The sequence below is a fragment of the Variovorax sp. GW460-12-1-14-LB1 genome, assembly GCF_059423605.1.
The window spans coordinates 113,699-133,561 of sequence record NZ_JBWKYF010000006.1 but is presented as its reverse complement, the minus strand read 5'-3'; the positions used below and the strand labels follow the sequence as shown (position 1 = coordinate 133,561).

18 protein-coding genes are annotated in these 19,863 nt (G+C 69.1%); 2 read left to right on the top strand and 16 right to left on the bottom strand.

Annotated elements, in window-relative coordinates; translation table 11 throughout:
* Positions 1 to 39: 39 nt before the first annotated feature.
* The 5 genes from AC07Y4_RS05215 to AC07Y4_RS05195 all read right to left on the bottom strand — a co-directional run bounded on the left by AC07Y4_RS05215 (position 40) and on the right by AC07Y4_RS05195 (position 7,203).
* Positions 40 to 1,521, bottom strand: coding sequence for a TPM domain-containing protein (locus tag AC07Y4_RS05215; protein ID WP_495274284.1), 1,482 nt, complete (start codon positions 1,519 to 1,521; stop codon positions 40 to 42).
* Entirely contained in the window at positions 1,518 to 3,749 is a 2,232-nt protein-coding gene (gene pbpC, locus AC07Y4_RS05210) for a penicillin-binding protein 1C (protein WP_495274283.1), read from the bottom strand. Before pbpC ends, AC07Y4_RS05215 begins: the two co-directional genes overlap by 4 nt.
* An 85-nt stretch (positions 3,750 to 3,834) precedes the next feature.
* Positions 3,835 to 6,228 carry an ATP-binding cassette domain-containing protein gene (locus AC07Y4_RS05205; protein WP_495274282.1) on the bottom strand — a complete coding sequence of 798 codons (2,394 nt, stop codon included), beginning with the start codon at positions 6,226 to 6,228 and terminating at the stop codon, positions 3,835 to 3,837.
* Between the two features lie 86 nt (positions 6,229 to 6,314).
* A complete protein-coding gene (locus tag AC07Y4_RS05200; protein ID WP_095949610.1) occupies positions 6,315 to 6,725 on the bottom strand; it encodes a VOC family protein in 411 nt (136 codons plus the stop codon).
* 31 nt (positions 6,726 to 6,756) lie between these two features.
* The gene (locus tag AC07Y4_RS05195) at positions 6,757 to 7,203 is read right to left on the bottom strand and encodes a helix-turn-helix transcriptional regulator (protein WP_159273156.1); all 447 of its coding nucleotides are present in this window, start codon (positions 7,201 to 7,203) and stop codon (positions 6,757 to 6,759) included.
* A gap of 183 nt (positions 7,204 to 7,386) precedes the next feature.
* On the opposite strand from AC07Y4_RS05195, the gene AC07Y4_RS05190 reads away from it, so the two are divergent.
* A complete protein-coding gene (locus AC07Y4_RS05190) occupies positions 7,387 to 7,593 on the top strand; it encodes a hypothetical protein (RefSeq protein WP_062474353.1) in 207 nt (68 codons plus the stop codon).
* Positions 7,594 to 7,676: 83 nt separating this feature from the next.
* On the opposite strand, the gene AC07Y4_RS05185 is transcribed toward AC07Y4_RS05190, so the two are convergent.
* The 7 genes from AC07Y4_RS05185 to AC07Y4_RS05155 all read right to left on the bottom strand — a co-directional run bounded on the left by AC07Y4_RS05185 (position 7,677) and on the right by AC07Y4_RS05155 (position 11,137).
* The gene (locus AC07Y4_RS05185; protein WP_495274281.1) at positions 7,677 to 8,303 is read right to left on the bottom strand and encodes a LysE family translocator; all 627 of its coding nucleotides are present in this window, start codon (positions 8,301 to 8,303) and stop codon (positions 7,677 to 7,679) included.
* Positions 8,304 to 8,373: 70 nt separating this feature from the next.
* Positions 8,374 to 8,664, bottom strand: a complete 291-nt coding sequence (locus tag AC07Y4_RS05180; protein ID WP_070062202.1) for a DUF2277 domain-containing protein — start codon at positions 8,662 to 8,664, stop codon at positions 8,374 to 8,376.
* An 89-nt stretch (positions 8,665 to 8,753) separates the two neighbouring features.
* A complete protein-coding gene (locus AC07Y4_RS05175; RefSeq protein ID WP_062474348.1) occupies positions 8,754 to 9,191 on the bottom strand; it encodes a hypothetical protein in 438 nt (145 codons plus the stop codon).
* Positions 9,192 to 9,367: 176 nt separating this feature from the next.
* The gene (locus AC07Y4_RS05170) at positions 9,368 to 9,733 is read right to left on the bottom strand and encodes a nuclear transport factor 2 family protein (protein ID WP_095746497.1); all 366 of its coding nucleotides are present in this window, start codon (positions 9,731 to 9,733) and stop codon (positions 9,368 to 9,370) included.
* Positions 9,734 to 9,808: 75 nt separating this feature from the next.
* Positions 9,809 to 10,156 carry an NIPSNAP family protein gene (locus AC07Y4_RS05165; RefSeq protein WP_070062204.1) on the bottom strand — a complete coding sequence of 116 codons (348 nt, stop codon included), beginning with the start codon at positions 10,154 to 10,156 and terminating at the stop codon, positions 9,809 to 9,811.
* A gap of 25 nt (positions 10,157 to 10,181) precedes the next feature.
* Positions 10,182 to 10,406 (bottom strand): hypothetical protein, encoded by a 225-nt coding sequence (locus AC07Y4_RS05160; RefSeq protein ID WP_495274280.1) that lies wholly within the window; start codon positions 10,404 to 10,406, stop codon positions 10,182 to 10,184.
* A gap of 326 nt (positions 10,407 to 10,732) precedes the next feature.
* Positions 10,733 to 11,137 carry a hypothetical protein gene (locus AC07Y4_RS05155; RefSeq protein ID WP_390341839.1) on the bottom strand — a complete coding sequence of 135 codons (405 nt, stop codon included), beginning with the start codon at positions 11,135 to 11,137 and terminating at the stop codon, positions 10,733 to 10,735.
* A 375-nt stretch (positions 11,138 to 11,512) separates the two neighbouring features.
* Between AC07Y4_RS05155 and AC07Y4_RS05150 the strand changes: the two genes are divergently transcribed.
* Positions 11,513 to 11,893, top strand: a complete 381-nt coding sequence (locus AC07Y4_RS05150; protein WP_159273161.1) for a TetR-like C-terminal domain-containing protein — start codon at positions 11,513 to 11,515, stop codon at positions 11,891 to 11,893.
* Here the strand turns inward: AC07Y4_RS05150 and AC07Y4_RS05145 are convergent.
* The 4 genes from AC07Y4_RS05145 to AC07Y4_RS05130 form a co-directional block, all read right to left on the bottom strand.
* Entirely contained in the window at positions 11,873 to 12,574 is a 702-nt protein-coding gene (locus tag AC07Y4_RS05145; protein ID WP_495274279.1) for a VOC family protein, read from the bottom strand. The two genes, AC07Y4_RS05150 and AC07Y4_RS05145, sit on opposite strands and share 21 nt — an antisense overlap.
* Entirely contained in the window at positions 12,571 to 13,083 is a 513-nt protein-coding gene (locus AC07Y4_RS05140; protein ID WP_495274278.1) for a phosphatase domain-containing putative toxin, read from the bottom strand. Before AC07Y4_RS05140 ends, AC07Y4_RS05145 begins: the two co-directional genes overlap by 4 nt.
* 41 nt (positions 13,084 to 13,124) lie before the next feature.
* Entirely contained in the window at positions 13,125 to 13,769 is a 645-nt protein-coding gene (locus AC07Y4_RS05135) for a putative DNA-mimic protein (RefSeq protein WP_495274277.1), read from the bottom strand.
* An 88-nt stretch (positions 13,770 to 13,857) separates the two neighbouring features.
* The gene (locus tag AC07Y4_RS05130) at positions 13,858 to 19,848 is read right to left on the bottom strand and encodes an alpha-2-macroglobulin family protein (RefSeq protein WP_495274292.1); all 5,991 of its coding nucleotides are present in this window, start codon (positions 19,846 to 19,848) and stop codon (positions 13,858 to 13,860) included.
* Positions 19,849 to 19,863: the final 15 nt, after the last annotated feature.

The following is a 19,863-nucleotide window of genomic DNA, read 5'->3' as shown; positions in this document are numbered from 1 at the left end:
GGCATGAGGCGGCGCGGCGGGGGTGCCTGGCCGCCCGCTTTACCAGCTGCCCGAGGCGCCGCCGCCGCTGCTCGAACCGCCGCTGTCCGAGGAGGACGAAGACGACGACGAGGAAGAGGACGACGAACTGCTGCTCCAGCCGCTGTCCCCATCGTCGTCGCTGCTGCCCGATTCCCAGACGCCGGGCGGCAGGAAGCCGATCAGCATCGAGAAGAACGCCGCCAGCGCGATCGGAATCCACGAGGTGTCCGGCACCGGGCCGGGCGAGGTGATGTGGAACACGTAGCCGCAGATGCCCGCCACGATGACCAGCCGGACGACGAAGCTGACCACGCTGCGCTGGAAGGTGTTGACCATGCAGCGCACGATGATCACCGCGAACAGCGTCACGCCGCCGATGCACAGCGCCCACAAAAAGCCCCACCAGAAGCGGTCGGCGCCGACCGTCCACGCGACGGCGACCAGCGACGCGATCACGAGCACGAAGCCGCCCATGAAGATGGCGGCCGTGCGCGACATGCCGCAGAGAAAGCCCAGGCCGTAGCCGAAGATCGCCGGCATCGCCAGCACCAGCGCGATGGCCGGGTTCAGCAGCGCCGCGCCGGCCGCCAGTGGGCCGGCCCCGAGCAGGCCGAGCACCAGGCGCAGGTCGCGCGGGGCAGGGCGCGCACGCGCCGGTTCGGGCTCGATCGCCGCCAGGGCGTCGGCCCAGGGTTCGGGGCGCGCGCTGCCCTTGCGCTGGCCCTTGCGTTTTTTCTCTTCGGCACGCCGCGAGGCCGAGCTGCCGCGCCGCGGGTCGCGCTCGATGCCGCGGCCGTGGTAGATGCCCAGGCCCAGGCCCCACAGCACCACGCCCAGCAGGCCCCAGCCTTCGGGCGTGACGTGGCCGCCGCGCGTCAGGCTGGTGACCTTCTCGTCGTCGGGTGCGGGGGCGGGTGCGGGTGCGGCGGCGTGGTCCACGACGATCTGCTGCGACTCGGGTGCGACAACGCCCACCTCGCCGTCGAGCAGCCGCGCCAGTGCGCCCACGGCCGCCTGCACGCCGCCGGCGAAGTCGCCCTCGCGAAAACGCGGCGCCATCTCGCGGTCGATGATGCGGGCCGCCTGGATGTCGGTCACCGTGCCTTCGAGCCCGGTGCCGACCTCGATGCGCATGCGGCGGTCCTTCTGCGCCACGAGCAGCAGGATGCCGTCGTCGGCGTCGCTGCGGCCCAGCCGCCATTTGGCGAACACGCGCGTGGCGTAGGCCTCGATGCTGTCCTCGCCCGTGGTCGGCACGATGAGCACCGCGAGCTGGGCCTGGGTGCGGCCCTGGATGTCGGCGATCTGCGCGCGCAGCGCCTCGGCCTCGCCGGGCGGCAGCGCCTGCGCGAGGTCGACCACGCGCGAGCTCATCGGCGGCACCGGCACGGGCTTGGCCTGCGCGGCACGCGGGCCGGCCAGGCACAGCACGAGCAGCAGGCCCAGGCACAGCGACAGCCAGCGGGGCATCGACAGCAGCGCGCGCACCAGCGCGTTCATCGGCGCGCGCCCTTGGCCGCCACCACGCCCGCGCCGCGCACCTCCACCCGGCGCTGGTCGACCACCTTGCCGCTGGCGTCCACCAGCTCGATCAGGTGCCGCCCGGGCCACGGCAGCCACTGCGCGCTGTTGCCGCGCGCGTGGAACTTGCCGTCGATGCGCCACTGCACGCCGCGCCCTTCGGACTCGAAACGCACGCGCTGGCGCTGCGGTGGAATGTCGGGGTCGAGCGCCAGGATCGTGCCGTCGGCCGGCGCCGTGATGCGCGCCGAGGCGGCGTCGCTCGCCATGCCGGTGTCGAGCGCGAACAGCGGCTGCTCGGTGCCCTGCAAAAACCATTCGCTGCGCGCCGCTTCGAGCGGGCTGCCGTCGGCGCCCGGGCCGAAGCTCACGCGCGCCTCGACCAGTCCGGCGGGCGGCGCGGGCGCGCGGCTGGGTTCGCGCGCGTGCAGGAAGCGCATCACCTCGGCCCACACGGGCGCGGCGCCGCTGGTGCCGCTCACGTCCCACATCGAGGCGCCGCTGGCGTTGCCGACCCACACGCCGACCGTGTAGCGCTGCGACCAGCCCACGGCCCAGTTGTCGCGCATGTCCTTGCTGGTGCCGGTCTTCACGGCGGTCCAGAAGCGGGTCGAGAGGATGCTGTCCAGGCCGAAGGTGCGCGTGCGCGCGTTCGGGTCCGAGAGGATGTCGCTGACGATGAAGGCGGCGCGCGGGTCGAGCAGCGGCGCGGCCTCGGCGGGCTTCTGCTTGCCGGCCGGCGCGGGCGGGCGCGGCGTGAGCGTCGTTGCCCCGAAGCGCCCGCCGTTGGCCATCATGCGGTAGGCATTGGCCAGCGACAGCAGCGACACCTCGGCGCTGCCCAGTGCCAGGCTGTAGCCGTAGTAGTCGCCGCTCTCGCGCAGCGGCAGGCCGGCGGCGCGGAGTTCGCGCGCGAAGGCCTCGGGCGACACCATCACCAGCGTGCGCACGGCCGGCACGTTGAGCGAGGCGGCCAGCGCGGTGCGCGCCGACACCGGGCCCTTGAAGCGGCGGTCGTAGTTCTGCGGAATGTAGAGGCCGCTCGCGGTGCTGATCTGCGCCGACGAATCCTCGATCAGCGAGGCCGCCGTGATGCGCTTCTCGGCGAGGGCCTGCGCGTACAGCAGCGGCTTGAGCGTGGAGCCGGGCTGGCGCAGCGCGGTCACGCCATCCACCTCGGCGGCCTGGCTCAGCGGGCCCGAGGAGCCGACCCAGGCCAGCACCTCGCCGCTCGCGTTGTCGAGCACCACGAGCGCGCCGTCTTCGACGTGGCGGTCGCGCAGTTCGCGCAGGTGGCGCTGCAGGCTGTCGAGCGCGTAGCGCTGCAGCGGCGCGCGCAGGGTGGTGCGCACGCTGGTGGGGGCGGTGGCCTTGTCGTTCCCCGCATCACGCAGCTCGCGCAGCACCCGCCGCGCGGCATGCGGCGCGATGCCTTCGTTGGGCTCGAACGCGCGCCGCTGCACCACCGCGCTGGTGAACATGTCGAGCGCCTCGCAGTCAGTCTTGGCGCCGGGCTCCATCACGCGCAACACCTCGCAGGCGCGCTGCGCCACCAGCGCGGGGCGGGCGTTGGGCGCGCGCACCAGCGCGGCGGCCACGGCGGCTTCGCGCGCGTCGAGCCCGCTCGGGGCCTTGCTGAAGAGCGTGCGCGAGAGCGCGTCGATGCCGACGATCTCGCCGCGGAAGGGCACCGTGTTCAGGTAGGCCTCGAGGATCTGGTCCTTGCGCCAGCGGCGCTCCAGCTGCGTGGCCGCCACCGTCTGGCCGATCTTCTGCGTGAAGCTGCGCCCGCCCGCTGCGCGGCGCAGGTCGTCGTCGAGCAGGCCCGCCAGCTGCATGGTGATGGTCGAGGCGCCGCGCGTGCGCGTGTTCCACAGGTTACCCCAGGCGGCGGCCGAGGCGGCGCGCCAGTCGACGCCGCTGTGTTCGTAGAAGCGCTTGTCCTCGCTCAGCACCATGGCCGCGCGCAGCGCGGGCGACACGTCGGCCAGCGCGGTCCACTGGCCGCGCCGCACCGTGGGGTCGGTGCGCACGCGCTGCAGCAGCTCGCCCTGGCGGTCGAGCACGGCGGTCTCGGAGGAACGGAAGTCGCGCTTCACTTCCTCGAAGCTGGCCAGCGCCCAGGCCGAGGGTGCGGCGGCTGCCGTCAGCAGGACCACGGCCAGGGTGTGCCGGGCGGTGGAAGAAAACGAGAACGCAAGAGGCATCGCAGCAGACGGGGCCGAAGGGCGGCAGGCAAAGCGGAGACGGCCCATTCTCCGCCATGCCTTGCGGGGCCCGCCCACGGGCGCGTCAGGTGCCGACGTACGCCGCGAGATGCTGTCCTGTGAGCGTGGCGCGCTTGGCGACCAGCTCGGCCGGCGTGCCCTCGAAGACCACGCGCCCGCCGTCGTGGCCGGCGCCAGGACCCAGGTCGATGATCCAGTCGGCGTGCGCCATCACCGCCTGGTGGTGCTCGATGACGATGACCGACTTGCCCGCATCCACCAGCCGGTCGAGCAGGGCCAGCAGCTGCGCCACGTCGGCCAGGTGCAGGCCGGTGGTCGGCTCGTCGAGCACGTACACGCCGCCCTTCTCGGCCATGTGCGTGGCCAGCTTGAGCCGCTGGCGCTCGCCGCCCGACAGCGTGGTGAGCGGCTGGCCCAGGCTCAGGTAGCCCAGGCCCACGTCGGCCAGGCGTTGCAGGATGGCGTGCGCGGCTGGCGTGCGCGCCGGGCCTTCGCCGAAGAAGGCGGCGGCCTCGGTCACCGGCATCGCGAGCACCTCGCTGATGTCGCGCCCGCCGAAATGGTGTTCGAGCACCGAGGCGTGGAAGCGCTTGCCCTCGCACTCCTCGCAAATGGTGGCCACGCCGGCCATCATCGCCAGGTCGGTGTAGATCACGCCCGCGCCGTTGCAGGTGGGGCAGGCGCCTTCGGAGTTGGCGCTGAACAGGGCCGGCTTCACGCCGTTGGCCTTGGCGAAGGCGTTGCGGATCGGGTCGAGCAGGCCGGTGTAGGTGGCCGGGTTGCTGCGCCGCGAGCCGCGGATCGCGCCCTGGTCGACCGCCACCACGCCCGCGCCGGCGGGAATCGATCCGTGCACCAGCGAACTCTTGCCCGAGCCCGCCACGCCGGTCACGACCACCAGCACACCGAGCGGAATGTCGACATCGACATTGCGCAGGTTGTGCGCCTTGGCGCCGCGGATCGGCAGCGCGCCGGTGGGTTGGCGCAGCTTCTTCTTGAGCGCGGCCCGGTCGTCCAGGTGCCGGCCCGTGAGCGTGCCGCTGGTGCGCAGCGCTTCCACGCTGCCTTCGAAGCAGACCGTGCCGCCCGCCGATCCCGCGCCGGGGCCGAGGTCGACGACATGGTCGGCGATGGCGATGGCCTCGGGCTTGTGTTCCACCACCAGCACCGTGTTGCCCTTGTCGCGCAGCCGCAGCAGCAGCTCGTTCATGCGCTGGATGTCGTGCGGGTGCAGGCCGATGGTGGGCTCGTCGAAGACGTAGGTCACGTCGGTGAGCGAGGAGCCCAGGTGGCGGATCATCTTCACGCGCTGCGCTTCGCCGCCCGAGAGCGTGCCCGAGGGACGGTCCAGGCTGAGATAGCCGAGGCCGATCTCGACGAAAGAATCGAGCGTGTGCGCCAGCTTGGCCAGCAGCGGCGCCACCGAAGGCTCGTTCAGGCCGCCGACCCACGCGGCGAGGTCGCTGATCTGCATCGCGCAGGCCTCGGCGATGTTGAGCTTCTTGATGCGCGACGAACGCGCCGCCTCGCTCAGCCGCGTGCCCTCGCACTCGGGGCAGGTGGTGAAGGTCACGGCGCGTTCCACGAAGGCGCGGATGTGCGGCTGCATCGCCTCGACGTCCTTCGCCAGGAACGACTTCTGCACCTGCGGAATGAGGCCCTGGTAGGTGAGGTTGATGCCGTCGATCTTGATCTTGGTCGGCTCCTTGTGGAGCAGGGCGTCGAGCTCCTTCTTGGTGAACTTGCGGATCGGCTTGTCGGGGTCGAAGAAGCCGCAGCCGTTGAAGATGCGGCCGTACCAGCCTTCCATGCTGAAGCCCGGGATGGTGAGCGCGCCTTCGTTGAGCGACTTGCTGTCGTCGTAGAAGGCGCTCAGGTCGAAGTCCGTGACCGCGCCCCGGCCCTCGCAGCGCGGGCACATGCCGCCGGTGCGGCTGAAGGTCTGCTTCACCGTCTTGGCGGCGCCGCGCTCCACCGTGATGGCGCCGGTGGCTTTCACCGAAGGCACGTTGAATGCGAAGGCGCTGGGCGAGCCGATGTGCGGCTTGCCCAGGCGGCTGAAGAGAATGCGCAGCATCGCGTTGGCGTCGGTCGCGGTGCCGACGGTGGAGCGCGGGTCGCCGCCCATGCGCTCCTGGTCCACGATGATCGCGGTCGTCAGGCCGTCGAGCACGTCGACCTCGGGCCGCGCCAGCGTCGGCATGAAGCCCTGAACGAAGGCGCTGTAGGTTTCGTTGATGAGCCGCTGCGACTCGGCCGCGATGGTGCCGAACACCAGCGAACTCTTGCCCGAGCCCGAGACGCCCGTGAACACCGTGAGCCGGCGCTTGGGCAGCTCGACGCTGATGTCCTTCAGGTTGTTCACGCGCGCGCCCTGCACGCGGATGAGGTCGTGGTGGTCGGCGGCGTGCCTGTTCTGCGTGTTTTTCGCTTCCTTCTTCGGGGCCTTGCTGCTCATCGGGTCTTTCTCTGGAAGGGACACGGGGCCGCCACGGCGGCGGCGCCCGTGCAGGAGGTCAGGGGGCTGCGGCGCCGGAGGCCGGCTCAGCGCGTCTGCTGGATGCGGATCAGGTTGCCCGCCGGGTCGCGCACCGCGCAGTCGCGCACGCCGTAGGGCTGGTCGGTGGGCTCCTGCACGATCTCGGTGCTGCGCGCCTGCAGGCGTTCGAAGGTGCCCTCGAGGTCGGGCGTGGCCAGCAGCAGCGAGGCGAAGGTGCCCTTGGCCATCATTTCGGCGATGGTGCGGCGCTCGTCGTCGGTGAGCCCGGGCGTGGCGGCCGGCGGGTACAGCACGATGGAGGTGGCAGGCTGGCCGGCGGGGCCGACCGTGATCCAGTGCATGCCGCCATAGGCGACGTCGTTGCGCACCTCGAAGCCGAGGGTGTCGCGGTAGAAGGCGAGCGAGGCCTGCGCGTCGGTGTGCGGGAGAAAGCTCGAATGGATGCTGAGGTTCATGATGGCGAGGGTCCGGAGTTGTGTCGGGCCGTCATGCTAGGTGCGAGGCGGGGTTTCGCGCTTCTCGATTCCTGATCGGCCGCGTCACTTGTTTGGCGACGCACGCCGGCATGCCCGCCGTCGCCTGCGCCGCCTCGCGCCGGTAGACGCCGGGCGACACGCCCACCAGTTCGGTGAAGCGCGTGGTGAAGGTGCCCAGCGAGGCGCAGCCGACCTCGAAGCAGACCTCGGTCACGCTCAGGTCGCCCCGGCGCAGCAGCGCCATCGCGCGCTCGATGCGCCGCGTCATCAGGTAGGCGTAGGGCGACTCGCCATACGCCAGGCGGAACTGGCGGCTGAGGTGCCCGGCCGACATGTTCGCGTCGCGCGCGAGCGCTTCCACGTCCAGCGGCTGCGCGTGCTCGCGGTCGATGCGGTCGCGCACGCGGCGCAGCCGTGCGAGGTCGGGCAGGGAGGGCTGGGGCTGCGTGGCGGTCATCGGCGGGATCGTGCCACGTCGCTACGGCGTGCTCAAGCGCAGGCAAAGGTTCCACATCCGGTAACGAACTTCACACAAGCGCCTGCATCTGGAAACCCGACGCGCACGCAGCGGGGCTTCAATACGGTACGGGCTCGCAGCAGGCGCGCCCGACCGTACAGCCCCACCCAAGGAGAACTCCGCATGACGAAAACACTCGCGCTTCTGCTGGCCGCTTCGGCCATCCTGGCTGGTTGCGTGGTCGCACCCTACGACCGGGGCCCGCCCCCGCGCGGCCACGGCTACGACCGCGACCGCGACGGCGTGCCCAACCGCTACGACCGTGACCGCGACAACGACGGCGTGCCCAATCGCTACGACCGCCGGCCGAACAACCCCTACCGCTACTGACGCCGGGGCTGAAGGCCCCCAAACAAAAAGACCGCGAGGCGCGCAGCCCCGCGGTCTTTTTTCTTGTGCGTGTGTGGATGTGCTCAGGTGGCGCGGCGCGCCATCAGCGCCCACAGGCCGGCCGCGCTCAGCAGCGAGCCGCCCGCCAGATGAAAGCGCCGCTGCGCGCGTGGCGAGGCGAGCAGCCGGCCCGCCGAACTGGCGAACACCGCATAGAGCGTGGCATTGAGGGTCGCCAGCGCCACGAAGGTCAGGGCCAGCACCCACAGCTGATGCGACACGTCGGCGCCCGGGCTGATGAACTGCGGCAGGAAGGCCACGAAGAACACGATGCCCTTGGGGTTCAGGGCCGTCACCAGGTAGGTGTTGGCGAACAGGCGCCAGCGCGAGGCCGGTGCGGCCGGCGCGGCGGTCTCGGTGGGCGAGATGCCGGCGCGCAGCAGCTTGATGCCCAGGTACAGCAGGTACAGGCCGCCGGCCCACTTCACCACCGTGAACCAGAACGCCGACGCGGCCAGCAGCGCGCCCAGGCCCAGCAGCGACACCACCAGCGCGGTCGAATCACCCAGCGCCACGGCGGCCACCAACGGCACGTTGGCGCGTCGGCCGTGCGACATCGAATAGCTGATCACCGTGAGGATGGTCGGCCCCGGAATGATCAGCAGCAGCGCTGAAGCGGCGACGAAGGCGAGCCAGAGTTCGATGGGCATGGGTGTTCCTGAAAGAGGGAAGGAGAGAGGGAAGGGCGGTGCGCCGTTCAGCGCGGGAACGAAGTCTTTTTCATGCGTCCGAGGTCGAAGCAGGTGCGCCGAAGCGCAGCGCAGACCGCGCCTTGGCGCGTTCGGCCTCGATGGCCCGGTCGCGCGGCTCGGCCGTGGTCACCAGCGATTCGATCAGCCGCGCGGCCGTGGCGGCCACCTCGTCCACGGCGCGCTCGAAGGCCTGCTCGTTGGCGCGCGAGGGCACGCTGAAGCCGCTGAGCTTGCGCACGAACTGCAGGGCGGCGGCGCGGATCTCCTGCTCGGTGGCAGGGGGCTCGAAGTTGTAGAGGGTCTTGATGCTGCGGCACATGGCGAATGCTCCGGTCAGGCGCGGCGCAGGGGCCGCGCGGCCAGTCTAGCGAAACAGCGCCTGGTTGCGCAGCACCCGCCGGGCAAAGGCTACTTCAGGCTCAGGACACCCAGCCCCAGCCCGATCACCCCCAGCACGAAACTCACGAGGCTGATCTGCAGCGGGATGCGGTAGGCGGGATCGGGGTGGTCCCAGTGCGCGCGCAGCACCTCCAGCGCGGTGGCCCGGCGGATCTCCATCGCGCAGCCGTGAAAGCCCTGCATGTTGATGCTGCTCTTGGGAATCTGCAGCGCGAGCCGGGTTTCGTAGTCGATCTCGATGCCGTCTTCGGGGAAGCCCGGGTCGCGGCCGATGCCCCGGATCATGCGGCAGCAGCGCTTGCCGGCGTTCGTCTTCAGCACCACCCAGGCGTTGCGCCCGCCCAGCGGCGCGAGCCGCTGGTTGTGCACGCGGATCAGCGAGAAAGCCTCGTAGTCCGCCGGGTTGGTGAACGAGCGTTGTTGCGTGACGTGGAGTCCTGTGACCATGATTTCCTCCCTCTGTGAATGAACGCCGGTGCGCCTGCCGGACAGCCCGTGCAGGCGTCGGTTTCGACGTTAGTTCAGAAGGCGGGAGGTGCCCATTGGCGTTGCCATGGAGAGAACGATTCAATCGTCAACAATGGTGAAGCCGACGGGCGATCCGGCCGCGCGTCGGCCTGGGCTCAGTCGCCCTCGTAGAAGAACTCTTCGCGCACGATCTTGCCGTCCTTGACGGTGTACAGCGCCATCTCTTCCATCGTGAAGCGCTGGCCCGTGGGCTTCATGGTCACGTCGAAGCGAAAGCCCACGATGAAGCGGTCGTCGTGCGGCCAGGGGCCGGCCACCTGGAACGAATGCACCTCGTGGTTGGCCACCCACCATTCGCCCTTGGCGCGGATGGCCGACAGGCCCACCGACTCGCGCGACATGCCGGGCGGCGCGCTGGCCTCGACGCTGACGGCCTCGGGCGCGTAGAGCGCCTGGGCTTCATCGAATGTCCCTGCTTTGCACAGCGCCACGAGCTTGGCGGCGATTTCCTGGGTGTTCATGCGTTTCTCCAGTGAGTTGGGGGGATGACGGGAGGCGCAGTGTAGGCCCGCGCACCCTGCGTCGTCGACCGATGTTCAACGCGCTGGTTCGTTGAGCGCGCGCAGGCTGTCGACGCCCTCCGGCGAGAGCCACAGCAGCGTGTTCAGGTAGGTCTCGATGCGGTCGACCAGCGCGCTGCGCGGGCCCTCGCGCCATTCGGTGGAACCGTAGAACGCCGCCTGCTCGGCCTCCAGCGCCTCGCGGCTCGCGTAGGCGCGCACCAGGTGGTAGCTCTCTTCCTCGTGGTCTGACCGGCCGTAGCCGACCACGTCCATGCCCTTGCTGCGCAGCATGGGCACCGCGCGCTCATGCATCGCGCGGTGAAAGTCGTCGAGGGTGCCGGGCTTGAGGCGGTAGGTGCGGATTTCGAGCAGGCGGGTCATGAGGCGTCTTTCGCTGCAGCGTGAGCTACGCGTAGAGAAGCGTAACCACCGTGAAATACAGAACCAGGAGACATGCCAGGATGCCCTTGGCGTTCTTCGTGACGAAATCAATGTAGCGTGACATGGCCTCGTCCGTGAGCCGAGCCTGCAGCGCATGTTCTGCAGGCAGAGCAGCACGTAGCAGATAGCCGCCGAAGAAGATGATGGCCACGAGCACGACCATGAGGAGCAGTGGCAGAAGGAGGAACATGAGGGCTTGAGCGTATTCCGCTGGTTTCTACAGCCGGTCGTCAGAGGTCGACGAAGTCATCGGGCATTGCGGCGTGCGTAGCGACACAGTACCGCACGATGCTCTCGCGTGGAATGTCCCGGGAGAACAGGACTTCTGATTCCAGCTCGAATGTCGGGACCGTCTTCCCTCAGGACACCACGTCAATTCCGCCTCGAGACTTGATCTTGTAGAAAAAACCCCGTCCGTTCAATGCATGGTCAAGTGCAATTTCAAAACGTGTGGATGTGCTCACGTAGATGCTCGCACCCATCTCTCGCATTGGAATTCGTCGCGGATATCGACCACTATCCCTCGCGGTGCTTGCTCAAGCAGGCCTTGATACTCGTCTCTTCGCGATTGAACTTCACGACGCCACTGTAGTCCGATGTGTCGAGTTGGAAGCGACCGTCGTCGCGGACATAGGCGACCAGAAACTGCGAAGCGGCGACGACAAGGTCCACGCGGTAGCCGTCGGCGCGTTTCGTCTGCCGAACGTGTGGCAGCAGGATGTTCTCCGAGGGGGAGGCCATCGCATCGTTGACGCAATCCACCATTGCTGCCTGCTCCGACTTTCGATAGCGGCCATCCACGATGGTCCGAAACTTTGACGGAGTCGCGACGGTGTTTACGCTCGTGGTGAACTCCCCGGTCGACACGGTGGTACAGCCAGACAAAAGGGCCACGATGGTGAGGGAGGCGGCAAGTTTCACAGGTTCCTTCGCTTGATTGCTGGACGTTGGTACTTCATGCCAGGAAAAGGGCGTCGAGTACGCATTTCTGACGTTGCTCAGTCTACCCACGTGCCGACGGCGGCAACGAGCACTTTGAGCTTCCGGCGAATCGGATCGTGAGTGGGGCAGGGGCGTGAATCACTGTTGCTCTTGTCGAGACCTCAAGAGCCATTCATTGCGGTAGTCCAGCTGACAATGCTGCCGCGGCTGTTGAGCGGTGCGCGTGTCTGTGGAGCAGCAGATCAGGCTTCCTTCATCGGAACTGCGCTCGGCATCGCTAGGACGGTTGCGTACGGAGTACGCAAGAGCTGATGTTGGGGCGCTTCGGAGAGGCATGTTTGTCGGCTTGAGACAGTGAACCCGCTCAGCACGGTGGTGCGCACGCTGTCGTCGCACATGGGGCGCCACATCACGACGATCATTGCGGCCGCGGACCCCGACACCGAGCTGTCGAAGGCCCTTCGCAACCACTTCATCCTGTCGCGCCGCGACGAAGGGCGGGTGCTGTTGCAGCAAGCGGCCGAGGCGGGCGAGATCCGGCCGGATGCCGACCTCGAGATCGTGCTCGACCAGATTTACGGGCCGTTGTTCTTCAGGCTGCTGATGGGGCACGCGCCGCTCGATGCGGGCTTTGTCGAAGGGCTGATCGGCAGCCTGCTCGTCGGGCTTGGCACAAGCCCCGCGAGCGGCAAGCGCAAGCCCGCAACGCGTGCGTCACGGAACAAGGCGGCCTGAAGCGGTGGGGGTGTCGGTGGGCTGAAGCAGGTCCCACTTGTTGCCGCAAAGATCGAGGAAGACGGCAACCGTACCGTGCGGCTCGTGGCGTGGCGCTTCGAGAAAGCGCACGCCGTGGGATGTCATGTGTTCGTGGTCGGACGCGAAGTCCGTGGTGTGCAGGAACAGGAAGACACGCCCGCCGGCCTGCTTGCCGACGCTGGCGCTCTGCTCGTCGGTCACGGCCTTGGCCAGCAGCAGCGCGGTGCCGGCATTGCCGGTGTTGCGTGCTGGCGCAACCACCACCCAGCGCTTGCCCGGACCGCGCGGCGTGTCTTCGACCAACTCGAAGCGCAGCGCCTCGGTGAAGAAGCGGATGGCTTCGTCGTAGTCGTGGACGAGGAGGGTGACGGTGGCGAGTTGACGGGTCATGGGAGGCGTTTGCGTTGCGCTGTCGTGTGTGCTGGCGCTGTCGTCTGCGATCGCGATGCAGCGCTCCAGCAGGCCGGCCTCGCGCACCTCTTCGGTGGTGTTCACCTGGAACACGTTCTTGCCGCAGTCGCTGCAATACCGGACGCCGGGCGTGGCGGTGGCTTCGAGTGCGTCCCAGGGCTTGGGGCACGAGAGCGATCCGTCGTGCCCGCCTTGCGACGGCGCCTGCGGATCGACGGGCGCGCGACCGATGCGGATCGACTTCTTCATGGGGGCGGTGGGCGGTGGGTGCCGAGGATGTACTGTGCGACCCATTCCGCCTGCTCCGGTGTGTCGGGCATGTCGATGCCCCGGGAGCGGCTCAGCAGGTGGAAGATGTTCTGGCGCGGAACGCCGAGCCCGTGCAGCAGGCTGCCCGCGATGAGGCCCGTGCGGCCGATGCCTGCGCGGCAGTGGATGGCGATGGCCTTTCCGCTCGCCAGTTCGGCGCCCAGTTCGGCAATGAAGGCCGCCGCGTCCTGCTGCGATGCCGGCAGGCCTCGGTCCGGAATCGGGAAATGCCGGAACACGATGCCGTGTTCGGCGCACAGCGCAGGCTCTTCCCGGAGTTCAAGTGCCCTGATTTCCTGCGCCTCGAGCAGGGAGACCACCATGTCCAGCGAGGCACGCTGCCAGGACGCCACCTCGGCGCGCAGCTGGTCGCCGCCGCGCGGGCGTGCCATCAGGCCCAGCCGATGCGGCGGTATGTCGCGGACCCAGTGGATGGTGGTCTCGAACATGGTCTGCGGACCTTACAGCCGATCGATCAGCCGCATCGCCCTCAGGTGAAAACGATCGCCGTCTTGTGCGCGATGCTCAGCCGCGCCGATTCGTACAGCAGCAGCCACGATTCGATCTCCCGGTAGAGGCCTTCATCCTCGCCCATGCTGTCGGCGAGCCGGGCCGCTTCCTCGTCCGACAGCTCGCCGTCCGAGAGCGTGATGCCGAGCGCGGGGGCGACCAGCACCAGTTCTTCGAGCAACCGGTACGACGAGCCGAGCATGCCGCCGGGCAGGTCGGTCTCGTCTTCCCCGGCAAAGATCACTTCGTCGAAGTCGACCGGCAGGTAGAAGCCTTCCGCGTCGGAGTGGCACAGCAGGTGGCTTTCGAACATGTTGGCCACGTCTTCGAGCGTCTCGTCTTCCGTGGGATCGGTGTCTTCCGGCAAGGGCGTGGCGATCCAGCCGGGCGTCGTCACGCGGTGCGCGTAGGCGCGGCGCAGGTAGTGGATGAACGAGTAGGGCAGGCCATCGAGTGGCGCGCGGGATTCGAGCGGCGGCAGGCTGCGCGGCTCCACGTGCGGCGGCAGGCCTGCTTCGGCGAGCTTGCGGTTCGCGGCGGCGAAATCCGCCTCGAAGTGTTCGGCGCTCTCGGGATCGTTTTCGATCAGGTCGGCGAGGATGCCGACGCAAATGGCCAGGCCCATGGGGTTCTCCAGGTGGTGGGTTCGTCGCGATGGTGCCGAGGCGCGGTGAAGGCGGGATGACGGCCCGCCTTCACCGTGGGGTGCCCCGTTACTTCGCCGCCTCCACCTTCACCCGCGCATTCGGCGTCTCGCCGAACATCTCGGGCGCGTACATCGCTTCCACGCGGCTGGGCGGCAGCGCGAAGTCGCCGACGTTGTTCAGGCGCACGGTGTATTCCATCTTCACGACGCCCTTGGGCAGGTACTCGTAGTAGCTGCGGAAGGCCTCGAAGCTGCGTTCCTCGAACGCCGGCCAGCCGCTGCCCGACTTCTTCTCGCCCTGCGTGGCGATCTGCGAGTCGCGGCCCAGGCCGCTGCCCAGGATGGTGGCGCCGCCCGGGACCGGGTCGGTGATCACGACCCAGGTCATGTCGGTGCTGGCGTTGACCTCGATGCTCACGCGCAGCACGTCGCCGCGCGTGTACTTGCCGGCCACGGCCTGCTCGACCGGCGTGACGGTCTTCTTCAGCGCGTAGCCCGCCGCGAACGGCGCCTTCAGCTGCACCGCGGCCAGCGACTGCAGTGTGAGCCACGGCTTGCCGGTGCCCTGCTGCGTGACCAGCAGCGTGTCGCGCACGGGCGCACCCGTGGGCGATGCGGACCAGGGCAGGAACATCGTGTTGTTGCGCAGGTTGCCCGGCGAGGCGGGCGCGCCGAACATCGTGGTCTGGTTCGGGGCGCCGGTTGCGTCGCTGGCCTTCACGCGCTCCACCTTGCTCCAGTCGACCTGCGCCTTCACCGCGCCCAGCGTGGCGGCGGTGACGCCGGCCACCGGCGTGCTCTCGAACACCTTGCTGAACTTCTCCAGCGCCAGCCCGCCCCACAGGTTGGCGGTGGTGGTGTGCCAGGCGCCGTTCTGCTGGCGGCCGATGAAGCCGTTGGCGAGCTTGCCGATGTCGTCCTTCCAGGCCGGGTCGTCCATCACCGTGAGCAGCAGGCGCGCGGTGTTGACGTCGCCGTTGGTCATGAGCCACCACCAGTAGTCGTCCTGCTCGGTGCTGAAGATGAGCTTGGTGCCCTGGTACGACAGGCGCGCCTTCAGCACGTTGTTGGCCTCGTCCAGGCGCTGCTGGCGCTGCGGCACGTCGTTCACGCGCTTCAAGATGTTGACCCAGTCGATCACCGCGCTGGTGGGCCACTGGTTCGGCGCGATGGTGATGCTGCCGAGCATGCTGCCCTTGGCCTTGCCGTAGCGCGAGAGCGCTTCGAGCGCGGCGAGCTTGCGCACGTCCAGGTCCTTGCGCGGGCTCCAGAACTCGCGCGTGACGCGGCCTTCGACGAACGCGATCAGGCCCGACTCCATCGGCGCGCGCGCGTCGTCGGCGAGCGCGAAGGCGGGGTTGAGCTGCGCCGCTTCGTGCGTGGCCGCGAGCAGGTACGACGTGAGGATGTCGCTGCCACGGTTGGCTTCGCCATCGCGCGGCGGGAAGTAGCTGGCCAGGCCGTCGCTGTCCAGGTAGGTGGGCAACGTGGCCAGCACGCCCTGCCACATCTTCGCGTCGCGCAGGCCGACCGCCTTGCTGGTCTTCTGCTCGAGGCAGCTGAAGGGGTAGTTGGCGAACCAGTCGCGCACGCCCGGCAGGCCTTCGGCCAGCTTGGGTTGCAGCGACATCTTCAGGCCGCCGCGGCCGGGCAGGGCGTCGGCGGGCGGCGCCACGTCGAGCGTGAACGGGCCGTCGACCTGCACCAGCGTGGCCTGCTGCACCGTGAGCGGCACGGCGGGCACGATGCGCTGGCGCACCTTGAGCGCGTCGCGCGCGCCACCGACGGTGTCCTTCGCCTCGATCTCCCACAGGATGGCTTCGGCGCGCGTCTGCGCGAGCTGCGCGGGCGCGGTCACGTTCCAGGCCACCTCGCGCGATTCGCCGGCCGGGATGTCGACGGTCTGCGTCTCGAGCGTGAGCAGCGTGGCGCGCGGCGTGGCTTCCACCTTCATCGGTTTCTGCGTGGTGTTGCGCAAGGTGATCTGCGCGCGGAACTGGTCGTCCTCGCGCACCAGCGGCGGCAGGCCGCTGATGATCTGCAAATCTTGCGTGGCCTGGATGCTGGCCTGGCCGGTACCGAACAGGCTGGTGCCCGCATCGGCCACGGCCACGATCTTGAAGGTGGTGAGCGCGTCGTTCAGCGGCACCGTCACCACGGCCTGGCCGTTGGCGTCGAGCACGATCTTCGGGTTCCACACCAGCAGGGTGTCGAGCAGTTCGCGCGTCTGGCCCTTGCCGCCGCCGCCGCCCGCGGGCACGGCCTTGCGCCCGTAGTGGCGCCGGCCGACGATTTCCATCTGCGCGGTGGAGGTGCTCACGCCCCAGCTGCGTCGCTGCAGCATCGCGTTGAGCAGGTTCCAGCTGTCGTTGGGCATGAGCTCGAGCAGGGCCTGGTCGACCGCGGCCAGCGCCACTTCGGCGCCGGCGGCCGGCTTGCCGTCGGGCAGCTTGGCGGTGATGGTGACCTGCGCCTTGCTGCGGATCGGGTAGCTGGGCTTGTCGCTGGTGACGGTCACGTCGATCTGGTGCGCGCGCGTGCCGACGCGGATCTCGGCCATGCCCAGGCGGTAGGCGGGCTTGCTCAGGTCGACCATCGCGGTGGGCGCGACGTATTCCTTGCCCTCGTACCAGAAGGCGGTCCACCACTCGCGCGGCGCCTTGAAGCCCCAGGTGAAGAAGCTGTACCACGGCACTTCGCGCAGGCGCCCGCGCAGCGCGAGCACGCTCACGTAGGCGTTCGGGCCCCACTCGGGCTTGACCTGCAGGCTGACCGTCGGGTCCTTGCCGTCGAGCTGCACCACGTGCGTTTCGATGATGCCTTCGCGTTCCACGGCCACCAGCGCGGTGGCAAAGCGGAACGGGCTGCGCACCTGGAACTTGGCGACCTCGCCGGGCTGGTAGCTCTTCTTCTCGGGCAGCACGTCGATGCGGTCGTTGTCCTCGCCGCCGAACCACAGTTCGCCCTGCTTGGTCACGTAGACCGAGCTCACGGCGCTGGCGCTGCGGCCGTCGCTGTCGGTGGCGCTGGCCACCAGCTCGACCTCGCCGGCTTCCTTCAGCTCCGACTCGCACAGCAGCAGGCCGCGCGAATCGCTCTTGCCGGAGCAGACGGTGCCGATGTCCTTGGTCTCGGTCTTGTTGTCGTAGGTGTAGAAGCCGCCCACCATGCGCTTGCGGCTGGTGGTGGTGATGCGCGCCACGGCGCGCACGTTGAGCGTCACGCCGGCCTGGGGCTTGCCTGTGAGGTCGAGCGCGAGTGCCTGGAACTTGAGCTTCTGGCTGGTCGAGACCCAGCCCTCGGTCTTGATGCCGGCGATGACCGACGCGGGCCACAGCGTCTGCGTGCTGCGGATGGTCTGCACCTCGCCGTTCGGGTCGGCGTAGGTGGCTTCGAGCAGCAGCTCGCGCGCGGCCTTCACCTTGGGCACCTTGTCGATCGTGACCTTGCCGGCGCCGTCCTTGTTCAGCGTGAGCGGCAGCTTGTCGGCGATCACGCGGGTGTCGTTCACGCTGTTGAGGTCTTCCTCGCCGGCGCTGGTGTCGGCCGCGGTGGCGGCTTCGCTGCCGTCGCCGGCGGCGCGCGGCGGGTTGAAGCTGAAGGCGTCGTAGTCGGAAAAGCTCAGGCCCTTGCCGCGCACCATGGCCGACACGCGCACGGGCAGGTTGGCGGCGCCGCCGCCGGCCACGTAGTTGATCTGCACGTCGGTGGGCACGCTCGTGGCGGCCACCAGCGGCTTCTTCTCGGTGGGCGCGATGCGGCCTTCGAGCACGGGCAGTCGGAATTCCTCGACGCGGAAGATGCCGGTCGAGTAGGTGCGGTTGTTGCCTTCGTCGCTGGTGCCGTCGCCGCTGCGCAGCTCGACCTGGTACACGCCGAGCTTGGCGGCCGGCGGAATGGCAAAGCTGTTCTCTGCGCTCAGGCCGCCGGTGGCGGTCTTGCGCCAGGCCAGCGGCTGGGTGAAGCGCTGGCCGCTGCCCATGTGGGTCACGACCAGCGTGTCGGGCCGGTTCTCGGGCAGGCCGAAGCCCTTGCTGGTCTGGGTGCGCAGCAGGCTCTTCATCGACACCGTCTCGCCGGCGCGCAGCAGCGTGCGGTCGAAGATGGTGTGGGCGATGCCGTCGGGGCGCACGTCCAGGCTGGTGGGCACGTTGAAGCGCCAGGGCTCGATGCCGCGCTGCCAGTCGCTCCAGGTGAAGGCGAGGTCTTCCACGCCCTTGTCGTCCTTGGCGCGCGCGCTCACGAACCAGACGCTGGTTTCGTACTCGTTCGGGCCGTTGCAGCTGGGGGCATCGGGCGACACGCCGTTGAGCATCACGATGCCGCTGGCGTCGGTGGTGCCGGTGGCCACGGCCTTGCCGTCGCAGCTGGACACGCGCACCTCGGCGCCCGCCACCACCTTGCCCTTGTCGAGCGTGGTGACCCAGGCCATCGAGTTCTCGCGGCCCAGCTTGAAGTGCACCGCCAGGTTGGTGACCAGCGCGGTGGTGCGCACGTACATCGTGCGCCCGGCGTTGTAGCGTTCGTCGAGCAGGGCTTCGCCGAGTTTCTGCGAAGCGATCTCCAGCACGTGGAAGCCCGGCGTCAGCGGGATGCCGACCACTTCGAAGGGGCGCGGGTCGCCGCTCTCGGCCTTGGGCATGTTCAGGGCCTTCACGCCCGGCTGGCCGCCAAGCAGCGACACCATGCGCGTCTGCACGTGCGAGCGTTCGTTCTTGTCGATCACCGGGGGCAGGGCACCCTTCACGTCGCGGCGCGCGGTGTCGCGGCTGACCGTGTAGCTGTCGTAGCGGCGCACCTTGCGGTACCACGCGATGATCTCGGCGTCGGTCTTGGGGTTGAGGTCGCTCACCTTGCCGGGCGTGAGCGCCTGCACCATGAGTTGCGGCTCCACGCGGCGCACGGTGACCGGCATCATGGCCGGGGTGCCGGGCTCGGCCAGGCGCTCGATCACGCCGAAGGGCGAGGCCGCGAACTTGGCCAGCGGCGGCATCGCGCCAGTCGCCACCTTCAGCGGAAAGCTGCCGGGCGTGCCCAACGCGCGGCCCGAGGCGTCCTGGAAGCCGGAAGGCAGCTCGATGCTGAACTGCGTGCTCTCGGCCAGCGGCGGGCCGAAGCTCGCGCTGTTGACCACGTCGTCGTCGTTCTGCGAGCCGCCGCCGCTTTCGAGCGTGGCCTTGATCGATTTGCCGTCGCCCTTGAGCACGATCTGCGACGCCACCTTGCGCGTCACCGGCGCATTGAACTGCAGCTGCATCGGGCGCAGCGGCAGGCAGGCGGCCTGCGCGTTCTCGCGCTCGCAGGTGAAGGACACGGCGAAGGGCTCGCGCACCTGGTAGTCGAAACGGCGTTCCACGTTGTTGGCGACGCCTGACGGCGTGGCCACGCCCTTGCCGTAGACGACCTGCACCTTGGCGCCCGGCGTGAGCGTGCGGTTGCACTGCATCGTGATGAAGCGCAGCGGATCTTTCGCGGCTTCCTTCTCACGATGGAAGGCCTTGAGCAGCTCGGTGCGCGCCTCGCCCTCGAGCAGCTTGGCCGGAATGCGTTCGCCGACGCCGTCGGCCGCGCACCAGACGTTCTGGCGCACGCTGTCGATCGTGGCCGCGCCGTTGAGCTCGAGCACGAACATCTGCTGTTCGTCGATGCGGGCATAGGTGCCCGGCATGTAGTTGCGCACGAACGGGCCGCCGCTATTGAATTGATAGCGTTCGGGGCCGGTCAGCTCGCCGCCGCCGGCGGGCTTGAAGGTGGGAATGCGGGTGACCGAGCAGCGCACGCCGGGCGGCAGGTCGTTCTCGAAGTCGTAGACCCAGGCCTTGGCGTCGGTCCAGCGGCCGGTGCCCTTGCCGGCCTGCGCGTCCGAGCAGCTCACGGTGAGCGGCGCGGGCGCCTTGGGGTCGCCGAAGTTGACCGCTGCCTGATCGAATTTGGCGACGACCTGGCGCACGCGCGCCACTTCGCCCTGCGGGGTCAGGCTGGTGATCTGAAGTGCAAAGCCCGGGCCCGCCGCGAGCGCGCCGGCGGCCAGTAGCAATGTCGGAATGAAACGGTTCACGGAGTTCTCCACCTT